Below are 20,123 nucleotides of genomic sequence, written 5' to 3'. Positions count from 1 at the left end.
ATATAATAGTATATAAGTAATGAATTATCAAATTATAATAAAGCGCATTGATACTGTAAACGAAGTGGAATGGTATTGGTCAGATGAAGATTATATCCAGTTGTTAGAGAAATTCAATTTCCCAGATGCAGCTACAGCAGAAAAAAAGAATTTACCGGAATTGCTAGAAATGGCTATATCTGATTATGAGCCAAATGAAGCTGCCGAAATTTTACTTGCTTACAAACTGGGCGAAGAATTAAATGAAGGGCAAATTGAGCAAATTTCGCACAATATGTTAATTGATAAAGTATGTGAAGAATATCCTGAAATTCATATGCAAGCGAGATTGTTTCATATCAATCAATTGCTTTTTAAAGCGTATAACGGAAAATTTCCTAATACCAAAGCGTCTGTTGTTCATTTCTCAATGACTCCAGCTGACGGTGAAGTGAAAGAGCTTACGGCCGAAAACGTATTGAAATTATTGAATAATGGATTGTCTGATAGAAACTTAATCAAAAGATTATTTGAAGATCAGATGACTAAAAATATTCCTTTTCCTACCGCCGAAGGGATTGTTTGGGAATTAAAAACAGACGATAATGTAAATTTCAGCTTGGTTACCTCAGAGAATTGGATTAATAATGAAGATGTAATTGCATCTGAATTTGAAAGTGTTCTTGAAGAAATTGAAGTAGAGGACTAATTTGAGCCAAAAGATAAAAAGCTTTAAAAAAAACAAAGGCTTCCTTAATAGGAAGCCTTTGTTTGTGTAGGGAAATTTTATTGTTTAAGAAGACTTTCTGATGCAATAATTACCGATTCTTTTAGTCCTAATTTGTATGCTATTACTTTATCTAATATTTTTTTGTCGTGGCTCCCAATGATTTGAGCGGCCAATATTCCTGCGTTTTTAGCTCCGTTTAAAGCAACAGTTGCTACAGGCACTCCTCCTGGCATTTGAAGAATTGACAGAATACTGTCCCAGCCATCAATAGAATTACTTGATTTAACAGGAACTCCTATTACCGGAAGTGGTGACATTGAGGCTACCATTCCTGGTAAGTGCGCTGCTCCTCCAGCACCAGCAATCACTACTGAAATTCCGCGAGTGTGTGCGTTTTGACTGAAGTCGAATAATTTTTCAGGGGTTCTATGTGCTGAAACAATATCTACTTCGATATCGATTCCGAAGCCTTTTAATACCTCGATGGCTTCTTGCATTACGGGCATATCAGAGATACTTCCCATTATTATGGCTACTTTGCTCATTGTATTTTTTGTTTGTAGTTTATGGTGTTTGACCGCTGCTGCAAATTGATTACTGCAAACTGATCACTCTAATTGTGTTCTTCACCTCCTCAGCAATTCTTCGTGCTTCTTTGATGTCGCTATTTACAATGGTCACGTGTCCCATTTTTCTGAAAGGGCGCGTCATTTTTTTACCGTAAATATGTGGCGTAACACCATTCCATCCTAATATTTTTTCGATGTTTTCATAAATAACGTTGCCAGAAAAACCTTCAGCACCTACTAAATTAACCATAATTCCGGCTACTTTGCTTTCTGTATTACCTAAAGGTAGGTCAAGAATTGCTCTTAGGTGATTTTCAAACTGGGAAGTATAACTAGCTTCAATAGAATAGTGTCCTGAATTATGAGGTCTTGGCGCTACTTCGTTTATTAAAATTTCATCGTCTTCTGTTTGAAACATTTCGACAGCCAATAAGCCTACGTGATTGAATTTCTCAGAAACTTGTAAGGCGATTGCTCTCGCTTTTTCAGCTACTGCATTATCAATTCGTGCTGGACAAATAACATATTCTACTTGATTGGCTTCTGGGTGAAATTCCATTTCGACCACGGGATACGTTCTGATTTCCCCTGAAGGATTACGACAAACGATAACTGCTAACTCGTTTTTAAACGGAACCATATCTTCGGCAATACATTCGACATTGGGAAGGTGATCTAAATCTGAGATCTGTCTAATCACTTTTACTCCGTTTCCGTCATAGCCAAATTCAGTACATTTCCATACGAAAGGCATTTTTAATTTAGAATCAAGGATGTCTACAATTAAACTTTTAAGATTTTCGAAGCGTTTGAAAGCGGCTGTTGGGATATTATGTTCTGAATAAAAGGTTTTTTGAACGCCTTTGTTTTGAATGAGTTTTAATGTTTTTGGAGAAGGATATACTTTCAATCCTTCATTTTCTAATTTTACCAAAGCTTCAAGATTAACGAGTTCAATCTCGAACGTTAAAACATCGACTTTTTTTCCAAAATTGTAAACGGTGTCAAAATCCATCAAATCTCCTTTGAAGAATTGATTACACGCGATTTTGCAAGGTGCTTCATCGCTTGGATCCAAAACGTAGGTTTGTATGTCAAATTTCCGAGTGTCAAACAAAAGCATTTTACCCAGTTGTCCACCGCCTAATATTCCTAGTTTAAAATCAGAAGAAAAATAATTCATTGTATTGTTGTTTGTTACTGGCAAAGATACTTTATATACACCAAATGCGAAAACCCTATTTTATTTTCTTTAGAATTTCTCTGGCAACGGCTTTGTAAGCTGCAGAATGTTTGTGGTAGTCGTCAGTAAGAATGCGCTGTAGTTCTGGATAAATCCAATCGTATTTTTTACCTAGTTCATACAAAGCCCGGATGGAGTAGGCTTTTGTAGCTACTTTTCGGTCTTCGCTAATAAGCCAGTCAAAGCAGCTTTCGGTAATTTGTTGTTCCTCTACGGTGGTTAGAGTTAAGTGTTGGCTTAAGAACATGCAAATTTTTGAAACAGCACGCGTGGCACTTTCGTTTCTGAATTCTGAAAGGCTAATACAAAATACAGGAAGATGATCCGTCAGTAAGTGGAGCTGTTTTTCTAGAACTAATTCTAGAACCCAACAGGCTTTGTGATGGTTTTTGTCGGCTACGTTTAAAGCTAGTGTAAGTAAATCAGGAAATAAGGCCACATTGGCTAAAATAAGTTGGGTATTTTCGTCTCTACTTATTCTATAGGCAGAGCTGTTGGCTATATTTTTATAAAGTTCGCTATTCATCTTAGGCTAAAAAACATATTATTTTCAAATGTACGGTATTCTTATGGTTCTAAATCTGGATTCTCAATTCAGAAATTCCTATCTTTGCGAATTATTTTAAATAGGATAATAATGATTCAACTTCACGATAAACAATTTGTTCCGTTTATTTCTGCTAAAGAAATAGAGTTTGCAATAACAAAAATGGCAGCGCAGGTAGAGGCTGATTTTGCCGATGAAATTCCTGTATTTGTAGGAGTTTTAAATGGTGCTTTTATGGTTGTTTCTGACTTTATGAAAGCCTACAAAAAGCCTTGCGAAGTCAGTTTTTTAAAAATGGCTTCTTATGAAGGTACCTCGTCTACAAATGAAGTAAAACAATTAATTGGTTTGAATCAAGATTTGACTGGTCGTTCTGTTGTTGTTATCGAAGATATCGTGGATACAGGGAATACCTTGGTTGAATTAAAAGAACTATTTAAAGCACAAAATGTAAAACATTTTAAAATAGCGACTCTTTTCTTTAAACCAGAAGCGTACAAAAAAGATATCAAGATCGATTATGTTGGAATCAGAATTCCAAATAAATTTATAGTAGGTTTTGGTCTTGATTATGATGGATTAGGAAGGAATTTACCAGAAGTATATAAACTAAAAGAATAACTACAACTACTCAACACACATTATGATCAACATTGTTTTATTTGGAAAACCAGGAGCAGGAAAGGGTACTCAAGCAGAATTTTTGAAAGAAAAATATAAATTAACTCACATCTCTACAGGCGATGTTTTTCGTTTTAATTTAAAAAACGATACGGAGTTGGGTAAACAAGCCCGAGTTTATATGGATGCAGGAGATTTAGTACCTGACGAATTGACAACTAAAATGCTTATTGATGAGGTGAATAAACACCCGGATACAAACGGGATTTTATTTGATGGTTATCCAAGAACGATTTCACAAGCCGAAGCTTTAGATCAATTTTTGACGTCAATAGATTCAAAAGTTGCTGCAACGATTGCCTTAGAAGCTGATGATGAGATTCTGGTAAAACGTTTGTTAGAAAGAGGTAAAACAAGTGGAAGAATTGATGATCAGGACGAAGATAAAATTCGTAATAGATATCAAGAATACAATGAAAAAACAGCGCCTTTAATGCAGTATTATAATGATCAGGGGAAATTTTATGCTGTAAACGGAATAGGAAGTATTCAAGATATTACGGAGCGTGTAAGTGCCGTTATTGATAATTTATAAGAAGCAATTTCCAGCTGTACGTTACAAGTACTTGCTCATAAAACTATTTTCTAAGTCATAAAAGGAGCTTCCTCTGGTCGCTCTTTTCTATCAAGAAAATTAAAGTTTTATAAGCTGCGTGCTTTTCACTACCATCTGGGCTATAAAAATATGGAGATACTAATAATACTTTTTCTAATTCTATTGAATGGAGTTTTCTCTATGTCAGAGATAGCATTAATATCTGCTAGAAAAAACAGATTAGAAACATCAGCAAAAAAAGGGAATAAAAGTGCTCAAGCCGCATTGGATTTGGCTAATTCTCCCAATAAATTTTTATCTACTGTACAAATAGGAATAACCTTAATAGGGATTCTAACGGGTATTTATAGTGGAGATAAGATAACAACAGATGTGCAAACATTCGTTGCTGGTTTTGCAATATTGAAACCGTATGCAGCTACTATTGCAGTAGGAGTTGTAGTAGTAGTATTAACGTTTTTTTCATTGGTGTTAGGAGAATTATTGCCAAAGAGAATTGGGTTAAACCATCCAGAAGCGATTGCTAAGAAGGTAGCAATGCCGATGAAGTTTGTTTCAATTGCTACGGCACCGTTTATCTGGTTATTGACGCATTCTACAGAGTTTTTATTAAATGTGTTACAGATAAGACCTACTGCAGATGGAAAAGTAACCGAAGAGGAAATTAAAGCCATCATTAAAGAAGGTACTGAAGGTGGAGAAGTTCAGGAAATAGAACAAGATATTGTAGAACGTGTTTTTCATATTGGCGACCGAAAAATAAACTCATTGATGACCCACAGGAAATCAGTTGTTTTTATACCATTGCATTCCGGAAAAAGCGAGGTAAAGAAAGCCATGCTTGAGGAGTTACACTCGATATACCCTGTATATGATAAGGATGATGATGATATTGTAGGGGTTGTAAACTTAAAAAATATCTTTGCTCATATAGATGATGAAGATTTTAATTTAAAAGAGATTATGACCGATGCTCCTTTTATGATGGAGTATACCACTGCTTATAAAGCTTTGGAGAAGTTTAAGAAAACGGGTATTCATTATGCTTTTGTATCTGATGAGTATGGTGTTTTTCAAGGAGTAATCACTTTAAACGATATTCTGGAAGCATTAGTAGGAAATGCCTCTGATTTTTATAAAGATGATTTTCAGTTAGTAGAAAGAGAAGATGGGAGTTGGTTAGTAGACGGACATTATTCGTTACATGATTTTCTTACGTATTTTGAATTGGATGATTTAGTAGGAGATTATGATGTAACTACCGTTAGTGGTTTAATCATGACGGAGCTTTCTCATATTCCAAAACAAGGAGAGAAGCTAATCTGGCGAAAATTTGAGTTAGAAGTCATTGATATGGATGGCATAAAGATTGATAAAGTGATGGTGAAATCATTACGAATATAAAGAAAGTGTTCAGTATTTGGTGTTCAGTTAATCTGTTCGCTTAATAAGGCTCATTTATAATAATAAAGTGTTGTTTGTTTTAGGACTTGTTTTGCAGTATTTGCTACAAACTAAGAACGGATGACGGAATACTAAAAAAATGACAGAAGATTTAAAATTAATAGGAGGACAGCGTGTGGCTGTCAGGTACTTTAGATCACTGTTGAATTAAAAAAAAGAGTTATGACTGAAGGGAACTTCGTAGATTACGTAAAAATATTTGTTTCATCCGGTAAAGGAGGAAAAGGATCTACGCATTTGCATAGAGAGAAATTTATTGAAAAGGGAGGTCCTGATGGAGGTGATGGAGGTCGTGGAGGACACGTATATCTAGTAGGAAACAAAGGACTTTGGACTTTATTTCACCTTAAGTTTGCACGTCATATTAAAGCTGGAAGCGGTGGTGATGGTAGTGGGGACAGAAGTACAGGAGCTGATGGTGATGATAAATTCATCGAAGTGCCTTTAGGAACAGTTGTAAAAGACAAAGAAACTGGTGAAACCTTGTTTGAAATCACTGATGACGGCGAGAAACAAGTGTTGTCTAGAGGAGGTAAAGGTGGTTTAGGAAACTGGCACTTTAGAAGTTCTACAAACCAAACGCCAAGATATTCTCAGCCTGGATTACCAGGAACGGAGATGGACGTAATTTTAGAGCTTAAAGTTTTAGCAGATGTAGGTTTAGTAGGTTTTCCAAATGCGGGTAAATCAACACTATTGTCTGTTCTAACATCAGCGAAACCAAAAATTGCGGATTACCCGTTTACAACTTTAAAACCAAATCTTGGAATTGTAGCTTACAGAGATTTTCAATCTTTTGTAATTGCAGATATTCCGGGTATTATAGAGGGTGCTGCAGAAGGAAAGGGATTAGGACATTATTTCTTGAGACATATCGAAAGAAATTCAACACTATTATTCTTAGTTCCTGTGGATACACCAGATATTAAAGGAGAATATGATATTTTGGTAAACGAACTAACAAAATACAACCCAGAAATGCTTGATAAAGAGCGTATGGTTGTTATCTCTAAATGTGATATGCTGGACGATGATCTAAAAGCAGAACTGAAAGAAGAATTAGACGTTTCCTTTAAAGGAATTCCTTATATGTTTATCTCGTCTGTTGCCCAACAAGGATTGACAGAATTGAAAGACAAACTATGGAAAATGTTGAATGATTAATTAATCATTTTTTACTTATAAAAAAACCGTTTCAAGAAATTGAAACGGTTTTTTGTTTTCTGTTTAATTTGAGACTTGCACTTTAATTCCTTTGGTATGACTAGAAAATTCAGGGGCATACATGCTTTGTATTGTGCTAATTCCATTAGAGAAGTTTCCTTTGTTATTAACTCGAACATCATATTCTAAAACGTAGGTTCCTTTATTGATTTTGTTAAAAAAGAAATGAGTCGCAGCATCTTTAGTGCTTTCATAGAATCCTAAATTATCTTTGTACTGATAACTTGATAAAACATCAACAGGCTCAAAACAAGAAGCTCTCATGTCTTTCAAATGTACAAATTCCATATCTTCTTTAGTAGAGATGATTAAACGCACAGTAACTAGATCACCAATATTTAATGGATTATTAGTTGTTATTTTTTGTAACACTGTGTCTTTATTTGTGTTTTTCTTTAGGTATAACTCTTTAGAAATAGACAAACTAGTATCCGAATTGGTTTTTATTTTGTCTAAATCTTCAAAATACTGCCAGTAAACACCTCCGTAACCTGGAACTTTGGACTTGTTTTCTATTTTAATAGTTGCCATTTCTTTTGTGATTTCAGAGGCTTTCCAATTCAATTTTAAGTAACCTGTTTCTGCTTCTTTTTCATTTGCAGTTAATTTTTTTGTTAGAATTTTTTCGTCTCCTAGTTTGATAATAGTATTGTCTTTTACGCTCAGCCAATCGGTACCTTGCATTAGTAATGCATATACAGCTTCAGTTGTGGCTTTTGTCGTAGGCCAGTTTTTAGCTTGCTTGTTTTTTAATAACCAAACTTTCATAGCATCCACTGACTCAGTGTCATCGCTAACTTCCATAAAAGCTTCAATCAGTAAAGCTTGCGTTTCTATAGGTGCTTGATACCAATACCAACCTGCTTTGTTAGCAATCCAATACATACCCCAATCTTCGTTATTGGAAGCCGTTTCTTTTAAACTTTCGATTATTATTTTGGCTGCAGCGGGTTCTCCAAAACGATTCAACACTAATGCTGCCATTCCTTTTTCGTATAAAGAATAACTTAGCCAATTTTCTTTGGCACTGTCAACATATATTTTGGTTGCTTTTTTCAAAGTATCCGAAAGTGGATACGTTGCTAAATAGAAACTTCGGGTATAGAGGTAATGCAAGTCGGAGTAGGGATGCATCCAAATCATTTTTTCGCCGTTTTTTAGATTGCTCGTTCTTTGTTTATGGTTTTCTAAGAATTTGATATCAAGGAACGGGATTCCGTTTTTGGAAATTTCATCTATTTTCGCATTGGTAGCATCATCAGTATTCAGTTTTTTCAAATGACCTAATCCTGCGAGAATATGTCGTGTGATGTATTCGTTTTCTTCATTACCACCATACCATGGGAATCCTCCAGAAGGTTTTTGTTTTTGTTTTAATTTGTCAAAAGTAGCTTCTTGAGCACTTTTCATTTTTTCTAAGTCGAAAAGTAAGGCTAGTTTGGTTTTTTTGTCGGCTTCGCTTTGCGTATCATTTATCCATGGTGTTTCAGCAAGAAGTATCGATTTTAGTTCTTCGTTTTCTTCTAGTTTTGAATTGTATTTTTTGTTTTTTCTCCAAGTTTCAAAAACAGCGGCGATTTTTGGATTGCTATTAATGACTTCTCCAGCCAAAGCATTTGCATAGAAACGAGCAAAGGTTTGTTCAGCACCTTCGTGTTCGTATTCCATTAAGTAGGGCAAGGATTGCAACGCAAGCCAAGCGGGATTTGACGTATATTCTAGCGTGAATTGGTGATTACGTAAACTTGTGGAAGTATTAGTTTTTAGGTTTTCAAAGGTGTATTCTTTCTTTGAGTTTTCTCGAACCCATAGAGGAATGCTTTCCGTAACGAGCATATTGTTAGTCAAAACGGGTATGATGTTTTCTTCACCATCAGAATAGTTGTCGGCTTTAGCTAAAACCTTGTACTGTACTCCTTCTAGTCCTTCCGGAATATAGATGTTCCAACTTACAGTCGTATTTCCAAATTCAGGTATTGAATAATTTTTCAAACTTTTTGTGTTCAGCATTTTACTATCGATAGATTCCATAGTTGTAGCGTCAAAAAGTTGTAAAATGGCAATCCCAATTTTGGGCTCGCTGGTAATATTTGCAATTTTACTAATAATTTGAATACTGTCTTTTTCTCTAAAGAAACGAGGGAAATTGGGTATTACCATTAGATCTTTTTGTGTAACAATAATTTTTTCCAGATAACCAGAAACTGCTTTTTTATTGTGGGCAAATAGGCGTAATTTCCAAGCTGTTAATTCCTCAGGGGAGGTGAAATTGAAACTAATGTTTCCTGATTTGTCCGTTTTTAAATTTGGATAGAAAAAAGCAGTTTCTGATAGATTAGTTCGGCTTTTAATTTGAGAAAGAGCTTTTAATGCCTTATTAGTAGTGATTATTACCGCTCCATTTTCTCCTTTTGTTCCATATCTAGTCGTTGCTTGTTCTTTCTCTAGAACTTCGATGGAAAGAATGTTTAAATAGTCTAGCATGATAGCTTGGTTTTTAGAGGCAAAGTTTCCATCAATGATATAGATAGCATTTGCGATTTCTTTATTTTTTGCAGCTGTCTTTATCATGTTTCCCGCAGCACTCCCTTCTAGAGATAGTTCTATTCCTGCGGTATTGTATATTTGATTGTCTTCCTCAACAATTTTCATGCCGGCAGCGCCTCTAATTGTTTCAGCACTTGATTTTCTGTCAAATGCGGGAGCAACAGATAATACTGCATCCGGATCTCCTTTTATAATTTCAGCACCTAATTGTTTATTCATTATTTGAGTAGCATAACCGAATGATTTTTTGTCTTTATCGATACCGTAGTCTGTCGCTACAACTTCTTCTAAACTTCCAGATTCGGGTTGTAAATTAATATTCATTTTGTTATTCTTATCGACAAGAATTGTCTGAGTCTGGTAGCCAATATAAGCAATAACTAAGGTTTCTGATTGTGAAGCATTGATTTCAAAATACCCTTCGTAATTACTAGTTGTAGCTGTTTGAGTTCCTTTTATTGTGATGCTGGCGCCGGGCAATGGATCTCCGTTTTCATCCGTAATAATGCCGGAAATCGAGTTTGTGTTTTCCAGGTTTTTATTTTGTTTCGAAAGGTATTTTTGATACTGAGCTATTGTTGCGTAGTCTTTTGCGTCAGAGAAATTAAATCCAAACCACATTAGTTGGGTTCTTTTATCAATAATAACTGGGCTGTTTGTGGGAGTGTTGAAATTTCGTAGAGAAGCCCAAGTTTTATCAAAACCAAGTTTGTTTCTATAGGAAATGCTATTGTATACATATCGGTCGAGAGTTAGCGGATTCCAATACCCTTTAGCAAACTGGTCTAATGAACTATCGTACATGGAAGCTAATACTTCAGACTCTAAGGCAGTATTGGTTGGAGCTAATTTAAAAGACCAATTTTCAATATTTCCGGGTTGTATTTTGTTTCTAAAGCTTTCGACAGTAAAATCTAAGCTTGTTTCTTCCGCTTTTAAAAATACCTCCAGTTCCTTAGTAAAGGATTGGTTTTCAAATATGGACTCTAAGCCAATTTTTATTGATTTTTCAAATTGTCTTTGTAAAGAGATTTTAAGTAGGAGTTCGTTGTTTTCTAATGTTTTATTTTCATCATAAAAGAGCTTATTAGCATACGTCGCCATTATTTTGAAATAGTGGTTAGGAATGACGGACTTGATGTTAAGCAATAGAAAGCCGTCTTTTTTTGGATTGTTATTAAGTTGCTTAATCGAAAAAAGTTCGTTAAAGTTTAATTTTTCTGAACTTTGTTTGATTTTAAATAGTACTTGTTTTTCTAACGGAAGCTCATTGATGTCTGTAGCCGTAAATACCACTTTATAATAGCCTGATTGGTAATTTGAGATAAAATCAAGTGGAATAGTTTTGTCTTTTTCTGTGTCAACCTTTTTAGAATAGACTAATGTTCCCAATTCTTTTTCGTCTACTGGTTTTTCATTATTTTCGAAGGGGAATAAGCTTTCAAAATCCTGTTTTGAAATGGCTTCAATTTCAGGAATGGGCCAGACTCTTGGCTTAATTTTATTTGGAAAATCCTTAAGAAAGTATAGATTGATTTCACCCTTAATTGCTGCAAACTGGTCGTTAAGGTTTTTACTGTTAATCTCGACAGCGGTTTTATCTTTGGTGTTGATTTCTTGGGGAACAGTTATGTCAAGATTCATGGTGTGATAACCCACGTTGATTGTGCGGGTTGCCGTGTGTGTTTCACCGTTACTATCTGTTACATCGGCATCAATTATGAAATTATAAATAGGACGGTCTTCTTTTGGAAAACGTTGGTTAGCATTGGCAATAAAATCAATATTGAACTTGCCAAAGGCATCTGTGGTTGTCTCCCCACTACCAGTTGATCCTCCTTGTCCTCTATATCTATAAGAATTGTCATGGACACTATACACCATATAGGAAATTTTGTATTTTACCTTTGAGCCAGATATATTCGCTCCCGAAAATGATTTGGCGGCACCTTCGACTCGAATATTTTGATTGATTTGATAGCTCTCTTTTATAGGTTCAAAAACAACTTCAAATTTGGGGCGTCTGTATTCCTCAACCCTAAAGCGAGTCCTTGAATTTTCAAAATTCACCGTATCCCAAAATGGATGTTCACCTCTTTTACTGCTGTCCGGCTCCTCTGCTTGAAATGTGAAATTGCCGGTTAGCCCATTCTGTGGAAGCTGAAATTCCCCAGAAAAAGAACCAAAAGAATTGGTGGTCACTTCAAAATTTTGGATGTTTTTATTATTGTTGTCTTTAACGATAATTTTCATCAAAACATTTGGGACGATACTAGTTTCATTTGCTTTTTTTTGGAAAGCAATTCCCTTATAATAAACGGTTTGTCCTGGTCGATAAATGGCTCGGTCTAGATAGAACTCAATTTTGGCATCAGTACTTTTTTTATAGGAAGTATTGTTTTCATAGCGATTTCTATTAGAAACAGTTAAGGTGTCATTCTCCTTTGTTACTATTATATCAAAGTAGTTTTGAATACTGTCATCCCGTTTAGAACTAGCATAACCATTTTTGTCAGTGACTATTTCTGTGTTATTAAATTTTATAGAAGCTTTCTCTATTGGTTTTCCCGTTTTTCGATCCAATATTTGGTAATAGTTAGTTTCATTTTTATAATCAGTCAGTACGGTAAGGTTAGTTACAGTGATCGTTTCGTATGCAAATGCTTTAGTATTTTTTATATCTGAATCGCTTTCAAAATAAACTAAATAGCAGCCAGTTTCAAGTTGAGGCAGTAGGATTTCAGTAGAAGAACTGAAGTAGTCATTCTTATTTGGTAATGCGTTTGTAATGCTTTTCGCTAAGGGGTTTTTCTCGATTATAGTTGCGGCAATGCTATCTTTTTTTCTGTGCATTCTCCAGTCGTTAAGTTTTGAGATCGTTTTCTGATCAATTTTGAAGTAAGATATGCTAAGTGTATTTATGTTTTTATAAATTACGAATGTTCTTGTATTTTCGTTATTATAACTTTTCTCTAAAAGTTGAATGCTTAGACTTTTCTTTTCTAACTCATGTTTTCTTTGGAAGGCTCGTTTGTAAGCATTAGATCTGCTTTTTGTAGACAAGATAGTGTCGAATAATGCGATTGCTTTTTGGTTGTAATCAGGATGGCTGTCTTTTGATGCAAGTGTCGTGTATAGATTTGCCTTTTCAACTTGGATATCCTGTAAGAGTAAAAGAGGAATACCCGTTTCTTGTATTTGATCTAAAGCATTTAGATAATCGGTAGCATTTTTGTTTAAATAGGTGTGACAGAATTGCATGCGCGAGAAGCGATTGTCTAAGGAGTTGTTGTTATTTTCTTTTTTTTGATATAAAGTGATGAGTTTTTTTAAATTGTTATCCTTTACTAAATCGAGGTTTAAGGATTGAAAGGTATTTGAATCACCGTATAAAGTATCTTTTGACTTTGCGAAAATGGAGGTTTCTATATTCCAAGAACTTAGAGTTTGAGTAAGATAATTAATGTTTTCATTCAATAGGTACTCATATAAATTTTGTTCTTTTAACTTTTCTGGATAATAGTAATCAAATAGAGATTGATAGGACTTCAAAGAGGTTTTTTTTAAAATTGCTTCGTTTGTGATGCTTTTGGCGAATGCAATGCCAATTTGCTTTTTGAAAGTTTTATTTGACCATAAGAGAAAATCAGTTGCTGAGCTGTCTGTGGTGGTTCTATAGTATATTTTACCGTTATTTTCTAAATAGTAATCATTCAAACATTTCGCATACACATAATTGAGTATTGCTTTTGATGGCTCTGAAACGGTTTTTATTTGGCGTTTTAGATTGTTTAAAATTTTTGTTTGAGCTTCTTCTTCTACTGTTTGGATGTATTTTGAATTATAAAAGAAACATCGTATCAGCTGTTCTTCATTATTACTGGAAACGGCTTTGTTGTATATTTTATCTACGAGAGTACTTGCAGATTTAATTTTGCCTGCTTTTTCTAATTCGATAACGGCATCCCATTTTTTGTCAAATTGTTGGGCTATTGCGGGCAGAGACGTCAAAAGGAAGAATAGGAATAATTTTTTCATGCAGCTTTATAAAATGTATTTTTTTTTGTTAAGTGAATATAAGACTATTTATTGTAAGTTTTTATTTATTTTCTGTTGTGATTATTATAACCAGCATTTATAATAATGAGTAGAAGTGTGTTTTTTTTGGGTTTTTCGCAAAAGATATTAGAGAGATTAATACCTCTTCTTGAAGAATTAAATCGCATCTCTGCAATAAATGAGGTAGATTTTTCAGTTTAAAATGTCAAAGCTTTCATAATGATGCAGGATTACAATTATAAATTTCCTTATTTTTGAGGAATGAAACAAATTGTATATCTCATTTTATTCTTACCAATGATGATTTGGTCCCAATCTAGTTTTGATAAAGCAGAAAAGTTATTCAAAGAAGAGAAGTACGAACAAGCGCAACCTATCTTTGAAGCATTGCTGAAAACGGATCCATCTAATTTAAAAACAATTGAGTATTTAGGTGATATTGCAGGTAGTCGCAAGTCATGGGAAGAAGCTATAGATTATTATGGAAAACTGAAGGACTTAAAGCCATCAGAGGCCGATTATTTTTACAAATTTGGTGGGGCTACTGGGATGCGTGCTTTGGAAGTAAATAAATTTAGAGCTCTTGGAATGATCGATGATATTAGAGAATCATTCGAAAAAGCAATTAAACTTGATCCAGGGCATATTGATTCGAGATGGGCTTTGATAGAGTTAAACATTCAATTGCCAAGGATTGTTGGTGGGAGTGAAGGTAAAGCAATACGATACTCGAATGAATTGTTGAAATTGTCTCCAGTTGATGGTTATATGTCAAGAGGTCGTATCGAAGAATATTATAAAAGGTATAAGGCCGCAGAGTTTCAGTACAAAAAAGCAATTGCTGTAGGCAGTTCTGTAGAAGGTTATAAAATGCTCGCCGACTTATATAAAAATAAGATGAACCAACCGGAGCGAGCCAGAGTAACGTTGGAAGAATTTAAGAAGAAAAATCAGGCCAATAAGTAATAATTTTGTCTGGTTAATTTAACATACAAACGCATAATCGAATAAACATAAATGAGAACACATTTCATCGCCATAGGAGGGAGTGCTATGCACAACCTAGCATTAGCATTACATAATAAAGGATATAAAGTAACAGGAAGTGACGATGCAATCTTTGAACCTTCTAAATCACGTTTAGATAAAAAGGGAATTCTACCAGCTGAATTGGGTTGGTTCCCAGAAAAAATAACAAATGATATTGAAGCAGTAATTTTGGGAATGCACGCTAAAGCGGATAACCCTGAATTATTGAAAGCACAGGAATTAGGACTGAAAATTTATTCCTATCCAGAGTTCCTATATGAGCAATCAAAAAATAAAACACGTGTAGTTATAGGTGGTTCTCATGGGAAAACAACTATAACATCCATGATTCTTCATGTAATGCATTACCATGATATTGCTGTCGATTATATGGTAGGGGCACAATTAGATGGTTTTGATACTATGGTTCATCTTACCGAAGAAAATGATTTTATCGTTTTAGAAGGAGATGAGTATTTATCTTCGCCAATTGATAGAAGGCCGAAATTCCATTTGTACCAGCCTAATATTGCTTTGATATCAGGAATTGCTTGGGATCATATCAATGTCTTTCCTACATATGAGAATTATGTAGAACAGTTTGAGATTTTTGTCGAAAAAATTACCCGTGGCGGAATTCTAGTTTATAATGAAGACGATGCAGAAGTGAAACGTGTGTCGGAAGCAGCTGTGAATCCAACCCGTCGACTAGCCTATACTACTCCAAATTATAAAGTGGAGAACGGAACAACTTTACTAGAAACTCCTGAGGGCGATATGCCTATTGAAGTTTTTGGAGCTCATAACCTAAATAATTTGGCTGGAGCCAAATGGATTTGTCAAAACATGGGTGTTGATGAAGCTGATTTCTACGAAGCCATTGCTAGTTTTAAAGGAGCTTCAAAACGATTGGAAAAAATTGCCGAAAGTAAAACGACTGTAGCTTATAAAGATTTTGCTCATTCACCAAGTAAGGTTGCGGCGACAACCAAAGCTGTAAAAGAACAATATCCAGATAGAACTTTGGTGGCTTGTTTAGAATTGCATACGTATAGTAGTTTGAATTCGGAATTTTTGAAGGAATACGAAGGAGCATTGGAATATGCAGATGTTGCGGTTGTTTTCTATTCCCCAGACGCGGTAAAAATCAAACAATTGGAAGAGGTGACCTACGATCAGATTGCTCAAGCTTTTAATAGAAAAGACTTGATTATCTATACAAATCCAAAAGACTTCAAAGAGTATCTGTTTAATTTAGATCTAGGAAACTCAGCATTACTGTTGATGAGTTCAGGAAATTATGGAGGATTAAATTTTGATGAGGTAAAAGGATTGATTGAGTAATTCTTCAATGGATTAAAAATGGACGATAACATAAGGGTCAGTAAAACGACCAGCGAAAATGAGGGTTTTATAACTTTGGTAGCAGCATTAGATCAAAGTTTATGGGAAAGTTATCCAGAACTGAAATCTGATTATTGGGGGAATAATATTTTAGAAATAAACCCTAATGTTGTGGTAATGTATCGAGATAATAAGGCGGTTGCTTGTGGGTGCTTTAAGAAAAAGGGAAAAGATGCGATTGAAATAAAGCGTATGTTTGTTTTACCTGAAGCTAGAGGTAATGGTTTTGCACAAAATATTTTGAAGGAACTAGAACAATGGGGTGTAGAGTTAGGGTTTTCGTTTTCAGTTTTGGAAACTTTATATAAGCAGACAGAGGCTATCGGTATGTATCAGAAATGTGGCTACGCGATAGTTGAGAATTATGAGCCCTACGTGGGTTTGAAAAATAGTATTTGCATGCGGAAACAAATTTAAAGAATTAGCCAATGTCTGAACACGCTTTTTTCCCTATTACTAATTGGTCCGAGGACGATAAACCACGTGAAAAACTAATGCTGAAAGGCAAAGGTGCATTGAGTGATGCTGAATTAATTGCTATTTTAATTGGTTCTGGAAGTCGAAATGAATCGGCGGTAGATTTAAGTAAAAGGATTTTAAAGAGTGTGGACAACAATCTGAATGCCCTAGGTAAGTTGTCTATTTCACAGTTAATGGTTTTTAAAGGAATAGGCGAGGCCAAAGCAATTTCCATTATCGCCGCTTTAGAATTAGGGAGGCGAAGAAGATCTGAAGATGCGGTAGAATTGATTAAAATCACTTCTAGCAAAATGATTTTCGAGATTATGCAGCCGATAATAGGTGAATTGCCGCATGAAGAGTTTTGGATTGTCTATTTGAATAATTCAAACAAGATTCTGTCAAAAGCGCAATTGAGCAAAGGCGGAATAACGGGGACTTTGGTAGATGTGCGATTGGTTTTTAAAACGGCGCTAGAAATGGGAGCAACTGGACTAATACTATGTCACAACCATCCGTCAGGAACTTTAGTGCCCAGTGAAGCCGATAAACAAATTACAAAGAAGTTAAGAACTGCCGGAGACAGCCTAGAAATAAAAGTGTTAGATCATTTAATTGTTGCCGAGTTCGGTTATTATAGTTTTGTTGATGAAGGAATATTTTAAAAAAAAGTATAGCATGAAAGTTACGAATATAAAAGATGTCTTTTTTGACTTAGATCATACGCTTTGGGACTTTGATAAAAATTCAGAGATGACCTTTGAGGGGATTTTTCAAAGAAATCATCCTAGTGTTGAAATAAAGATATTCATTGAGAAGTATGTGCCGATAAATCAGGCGTGCTGGAAATTGTATCAATACGATAAGATTTCACATGAGGAGTTGCGATACAATAGATTGAAGCATTCTTTTGATGCAATCAATTATTCCGTGTCTGATGAGCAAATTGAAAGCATAGCGCAGGAATACATCCAATTATTACCAGACAACAACCATCTTTTTGATGGGACCTTTGAGATTTTGGATTATTTAAATAAAAATTATAAGCTACACATCATTACTAATGGTTTTGCGGACGTCCAACATAGAAAAATTAAAAATTCTAAGTTGCATGACTATTTTCATACCATCACAAATTCTGATATGGCAGGGGTAAAGAAACCCAATCCCATTATTTTTGAATATGCGTTAGACTTGGCCAAAGCCAAAAAAGAAAATAGTATTATGATAGGAGATTCTCTGGACGCTGATGTGCAAGGAGCTTTAGATATGGGGCTTGACGCTATTTTTTTTAATGAAAAAAAGACACAGATTGGGAATCATATCAAACAAGTAAACCATTTATTAGAATTAAAAAATTACCTTTAAATTATGAAAAAATATATTTTATTACTTCTGTTCGTTGTTGCAGGAAATGGTTACTCGCAGTCTGTAAATGATTATAAAGCGGTAATTGTTCCCGTGAAATTTGATTTCCTGAAAAAGGAAAATCAATACCGTCTTACGACCTTGTCAAAATTCAATTTAAAGAAAGCCGGTTTTGAGGCTTTTTATAGCAATGAAACGACGCCAATGGGGTTTGGCGAAAGATGTGATTTGTTGTATTTTGATTTGCAAAATGAAGGAGGTTTTTTGATTACTAAACTATTCATTACTTTAAAAGACTGTAATGGAAAGATTGTTTTTCAATCAGCTACTGGAAGAAGTAAAGAAAAAGATTATGAAGCGGCTTATACAGAATGCTTTAATGAAGCTTTCGAATCTGTACAAGCTTTAAACTATAAGTATGATGGCACTAAAACTGAATCTAATATTGGCATGAAGTCAATCAAAGAAGAGGTAGTTGAAGTGAGAGAAGTGGTAGTTGAGAAAGTTGCCGTACCGGTGAAGGAAATCAACTCAGAAACATCCGTTAAGTTCCTTTATGCACAGCCTGTAGCCAATGGATATCAATTAGTAGATACTACGCCAAAAGTGGTGATGAAAGTATTTAAAACATCTAACCCTAGTTGTTATATAGCAGTAAAAGGGGATAATCAGGGAGTTTTAATTGCTAAAGGAGCAGATTGGTTTTTTCAATACTATAAAAATGAAAATTTAATTTCAGAAAAAATCGAAGTTAAGTTTTAAATAGATTCATAATTCAGAAAATAAAAAAGTTCTAAGAAGTACAGCTAAGCGGTACTTCTTAGAACTTTTTTACTTAATAACCGTATTTTCCTTTCCAGCGATTTTTCAAAAAATCTCTGGTTGTATTTTCTCTGGAGTTGTTGCCAGGAACATATAATGGTGTGTTTTTGACTGCGTCAGGCAAAAATTCCTGGTCGGCAAAATTATTGGCAAAATCATGTGAGTATTTATATTCGTCACCATAACCTAATTCTTTCATTAGTTTAGTAGGCGCATTTCGCAAATGGATAGGGACGGGTAGGTCACCAGTTTGCTTCACTAACTGTTGGGCTGTGCCAATAGCTAAATAGGAGGCATTACTTTTTGGAGACGTAGCTAAATAGATGGCACATTGGCTTAAGATGATCCGGCTTTCTGGATATCCTATCGTTGCAACTGCTTGAAAAGTGTTGTTGGCCATTATAAAAGCAGTAGGGTTTGCATTCCCAATATCTTCACTTGATAGAATAAGCATTCTTCTAGCGATAAATTTCACGTCTTCCCCTCCTTCAATCATTCTGGCAAGCCAATAAACAGCTCCATTAGGATCGCTGCCACGAATCGACTTTATAAATGCCGAAACGATGTCATAATGTTGTTCGCCACTTTTGTCATACAATACTGTGTTTTGCTGTACTAGTGCAAAAACCCTATCGTTAGTGATGATAATTTCAGTGTCAGCGGATGCATTTACGACTAGTTCAAAGATATTTAATAGCTTACGTCCGTCGCCACCTGAAAGTCGCAATAACGCCTCCGTTTCCCTTAATTCGATGTTTTTAGAGGCGAGAAGCACGTCCGTTTTCAAAGCGCGTTGTAATAAGGACTCTAAGTCGTCCTTTGTGAAAGCATTTAGAATATAAACTTGACAGCGGGACAATAAGGCGGGAATAACTTCAAAGCTGGGGTTTTCGGTTGTAGCACCTATTAATGTGATCCATCCTTTTTCAACGGCGGCTAATAAAGAATCTTGCTGTGATTTACTAAAACGATGAATTTCATCTATAAATAAAATCGGATTCTTTGTAGTAAAAAGACCTCCGCTTTGTTTTGCTTTTTCAATTACATCCCTGATGTCTTTCACGCCTGAATTGATGGCACTTAAAATATAAAAAGGACGTTTTGATTCTTGCGCAATGATTTGTGCTAATGTCGTTTTACCCGTTCCCGGCGGTCCCCATAGTATTAGTGAAGGGATAATTCCTTTTGCTATTTGTTGGGTCAAAGAACCATTTGGTCCCACAAGATGGGATTGACTTATGTAGTCGTCTAGTTTTTGGGGGCGTATTCTTTCTGCTAACGGTGCTTCCATTTTGTAAAATTACTATTTTTATTTGAAGCTATTCCAGCTCTACACTATATCTTTTGTCTCGTTAAGAAACGAAACAAAAGGATGCCGTTTCGATCTGGGCTAATTAGTCGATTCGTTGATTTTAGGGACGGATAGATTCCATTTCCGGATT

At 35.0% G+C, this 20,123-nt stretch carries 16 protein-coding genes; 11 read left to right on the top strand and 5 right to left on the bottom strand.

Annotation, left to right across the window (positions count from 1 at the left end; translation table 11 throughout):
- Positions 1-19: 19 nt before the first annotated feature.
- Complete coding sequence (locus tag AAC069_RS15040; protein WP_339921253.1) at positions 20-688, top strand: hypothetical protein; 669 nt, start codon at positions 20-22, stop codon at positions 686-688.
- A 77-nt stretch (positions 689-765) separates the two neighbouring features.
- On the opposite strand, the gene purE is transcribed toward AAC069_RS15040, so the two are convergent.
- Genes purE through AAC069_RS15025 form a run of 3 tightly spaced genes read right to left on the bottom strand, consistent with a single transcriptional unit; the run spans position 766 to position 3,047 of the window.
- A complete protein-coding gene (gene purE / locus AAC069_RS15035) occupies positions 766-1,254 on the bottom strand; it encodes a 5-(carboxyamino)imidazole ribonucleotide mutase (RefSeq protein WP_339921252.1) in 489 nt (162 codons plus the stop codon).
- A gap of 49 nt (positions 1,255-1,303) precedes the next feature.
- The gene (locus AAC069_RS15030) at positions 1,304-2,461 is read right to left on the bottom strand and encodes a 5-(carboxyamino)imidazole ribonucleotide synthase (RefSeq protein WP_339921251.1); all 1,158 of its coding nucleotides are present in this window, start codon (positions 2,459-2,461) and stop codon (positions 1,304-1,306) included.
- A 55-nt stretch (positions 2,462-2,516) separates the two neighbouring features.
- Complete coding sequence (locus tag AAC069_RS15025) at positions 2,517-3,047, bottom strand: hypothetical protein (RefSeq protein ID WP_339921250.1); 531 nt, start codon at positions 3,045-3,047, stop codon at positions 2,517-2,519.
- A 111-nt stretch (positions 3,048-3,158) separates the two neighbouring features.
- On the opposite strand from AAC069_RS15025, the gene hpt reads away from it, so the two are divergent.
- The 4 genes from hpt (at position 3,159) to obgE (ending at position 6,933) form a co-directional block, all read left to right on the top strand.
- A complete protein-coding gene (gene hpt, locus AAC069_RS15020; protein WP_339921249.1) occupies positions 3,159-3,689 on the top strand; it encodes a hypoxanthine phosphoribosyltransferase in 531 nt (176 codons plus the stop codon).
- Positions 3,690-3,711: 22 nt separating this feature from the next.
- Positions 3,712-4,284 carry an adenylate kinase gene (locus AAC069_RS15015; RefSeq protein ID WP_339921248.1) on the top strand — a complete coding sequence of 191 codons (573 nt, stop codon included), beginning with the start codon at positions 3,712-3,714 and terminating at the stop codon, positions 4,282-4,284.
- A 150-nt stretch (positions 4,285-4,434) separates the two neighbouring features.
- Positions 4,435-5,709, top strand: a complete 1,275-nt coding sequence (locus AAC069_RS15010; RefSeq protein WP_339921247.1) for a hemolysin family protein — start codon at positions 4,435-4,437, stop codon at positions 5,707-5,709.
- A 222-nt stretch (positions 5,710-5,931) separates the two neighbouring features.
- A complete protein-coding gene (gene obgE / locus AAC069_RS15005; protein ID WP_091091531.1) occupies positions 5,932-6,933 on the top strand; it encodes a GTPase ObgE in 1,002 nt (333 codons plus the stop codon).
- 63 nt (positions 6,934-6,996) lie between these two features.
- On the opposite strand, the gene AAC069_RS15000 is transcribed toward obgE, so the two are convergent.
- Positions 6,997-13,578, bottom strand: a complete 6,582-nt coding sequence (locus AAC069_RS15000; protein WP_339921246.1) for a carboxypeptidase-like regulatory domain-containing protein — start codon at positions 13,576-13,578, stop codon at positions 6,997-6,999.
- Between the two features lie 282 nt (positions 13,579-13,860).
- Here AAC069_RS15000 and AAC069_RS14995 point away from each other — a divergent pair, with 282 nt between their 5' ends.
- The 6 genes from AAC069_RS14995 to AAC069_RS14970 are packed head-to-tail and all read left to right on the top strand — an operon-like array spanning position 13,861 to position 18,621.
- Positions 13,861-14,565 carry a hypothetical protein gene (locus tag AAC069_RS14995; protein ID WP_339921245.1) on the top strand — a complete coding sequence of 235 codons (705 nt, stop codon included), beginning with the start codon at positions 13,861-13,863 and terminating at the stop codon, positions 14,563-14,565.
- A gap of 51 nt (positions 14,566-14,616) precedes the next feature.
- Positions 14,617-15,972 (top strand): Mur ligase family protein, encoded by a 1,356-nt coding sequence (locus AAC069_RS14990; protein ID WP_339921244.1) that lies wholly within the window; start codon positions 14,617-14,619, stop codon positions 15,970-15,972.
- Between the two features lie 18 nt (positions 15,973-15,990).
- The gene (locus AAC069_RS14985; protein WP_339921243.1) at positions 15,991-16,449 is read left to right on the top strand and encodes a GNAT family N-acetyltransferase; all 459 of its coding nucleotides are present in this window, start codon (positions 15,991-15,993) and stop codon (positions 16,447-16,449) included.
- 11 nt (positions 16,450-16,460) lie between these two features.
- The gene (gene radC / locus AAC069_RS14980) at positions 16,461-17,156 is read left to right on the top strand and encodes a DNA repair protein RadC (protein ID WP_339921242.1); all 696 of its coding nucleotides are present in this window, start codon (positions 16,461-16,463) and stop codon (positions 17,154-17,156) included.
- Between the two features lie 13 nt (positions 17,157-17,169).
- Positions 17,170-17,859, top strand: a complete 690-nt coding sequence (locus tag AAC069_RS14975; RefSeq protein ID WP_339921241.1) for a YjjG family noncanonical pyrimidine nucleotidase — start codon at positions 17,170-17,172, stop codon at positions 17,857-17,859.
- A 3-nt stretch (positions 17,860-17,862) separates the two neighbouring features.
- On the top strand, positions 17,863-18,621 hold the full coding sequence (locus AAC069_RS14970; RefSeq protein ID WP_339921240.1) for a hypothetical protein: 759 nt from the start codon (positions 17,863-17,865) through the stop codon (positions 18,619-18,621).
- Positions 18,622-18,694: 73 nt separating this feature from the next.
- Here the strand turns inward: AAC069_RS14970 and AAC069_RS14965 are convergent, their stop codons facing one another.
- Positions 18,695-19,972, bottom strand: a complete 1,278-nt coding sequence (locus tag AAC069_RS14965; RefSeq protein WP_339921239.1) for a replication-associated recombination protein A — start codon at positions 19,970-19,972, stop codon at positions 18,695-18,697.
- Between the last annotated feature and the right edge of the window lie 151 nt (positions 19,973-20,123).

Source organism: uncultured Flavobacterium sp. (assembly GCF_963974175.1).
Lineage (GTDB): Bacteria > Bacteroidota > Bacteroidia > Flavobacteriales > Flavobacteriaceae > Flavobacterium.
The sequence above is the reverse complement of the archived record's forward strand: the minus strand, read 5'-3'. Positions and strand labels throughout refer to the sequence as shown.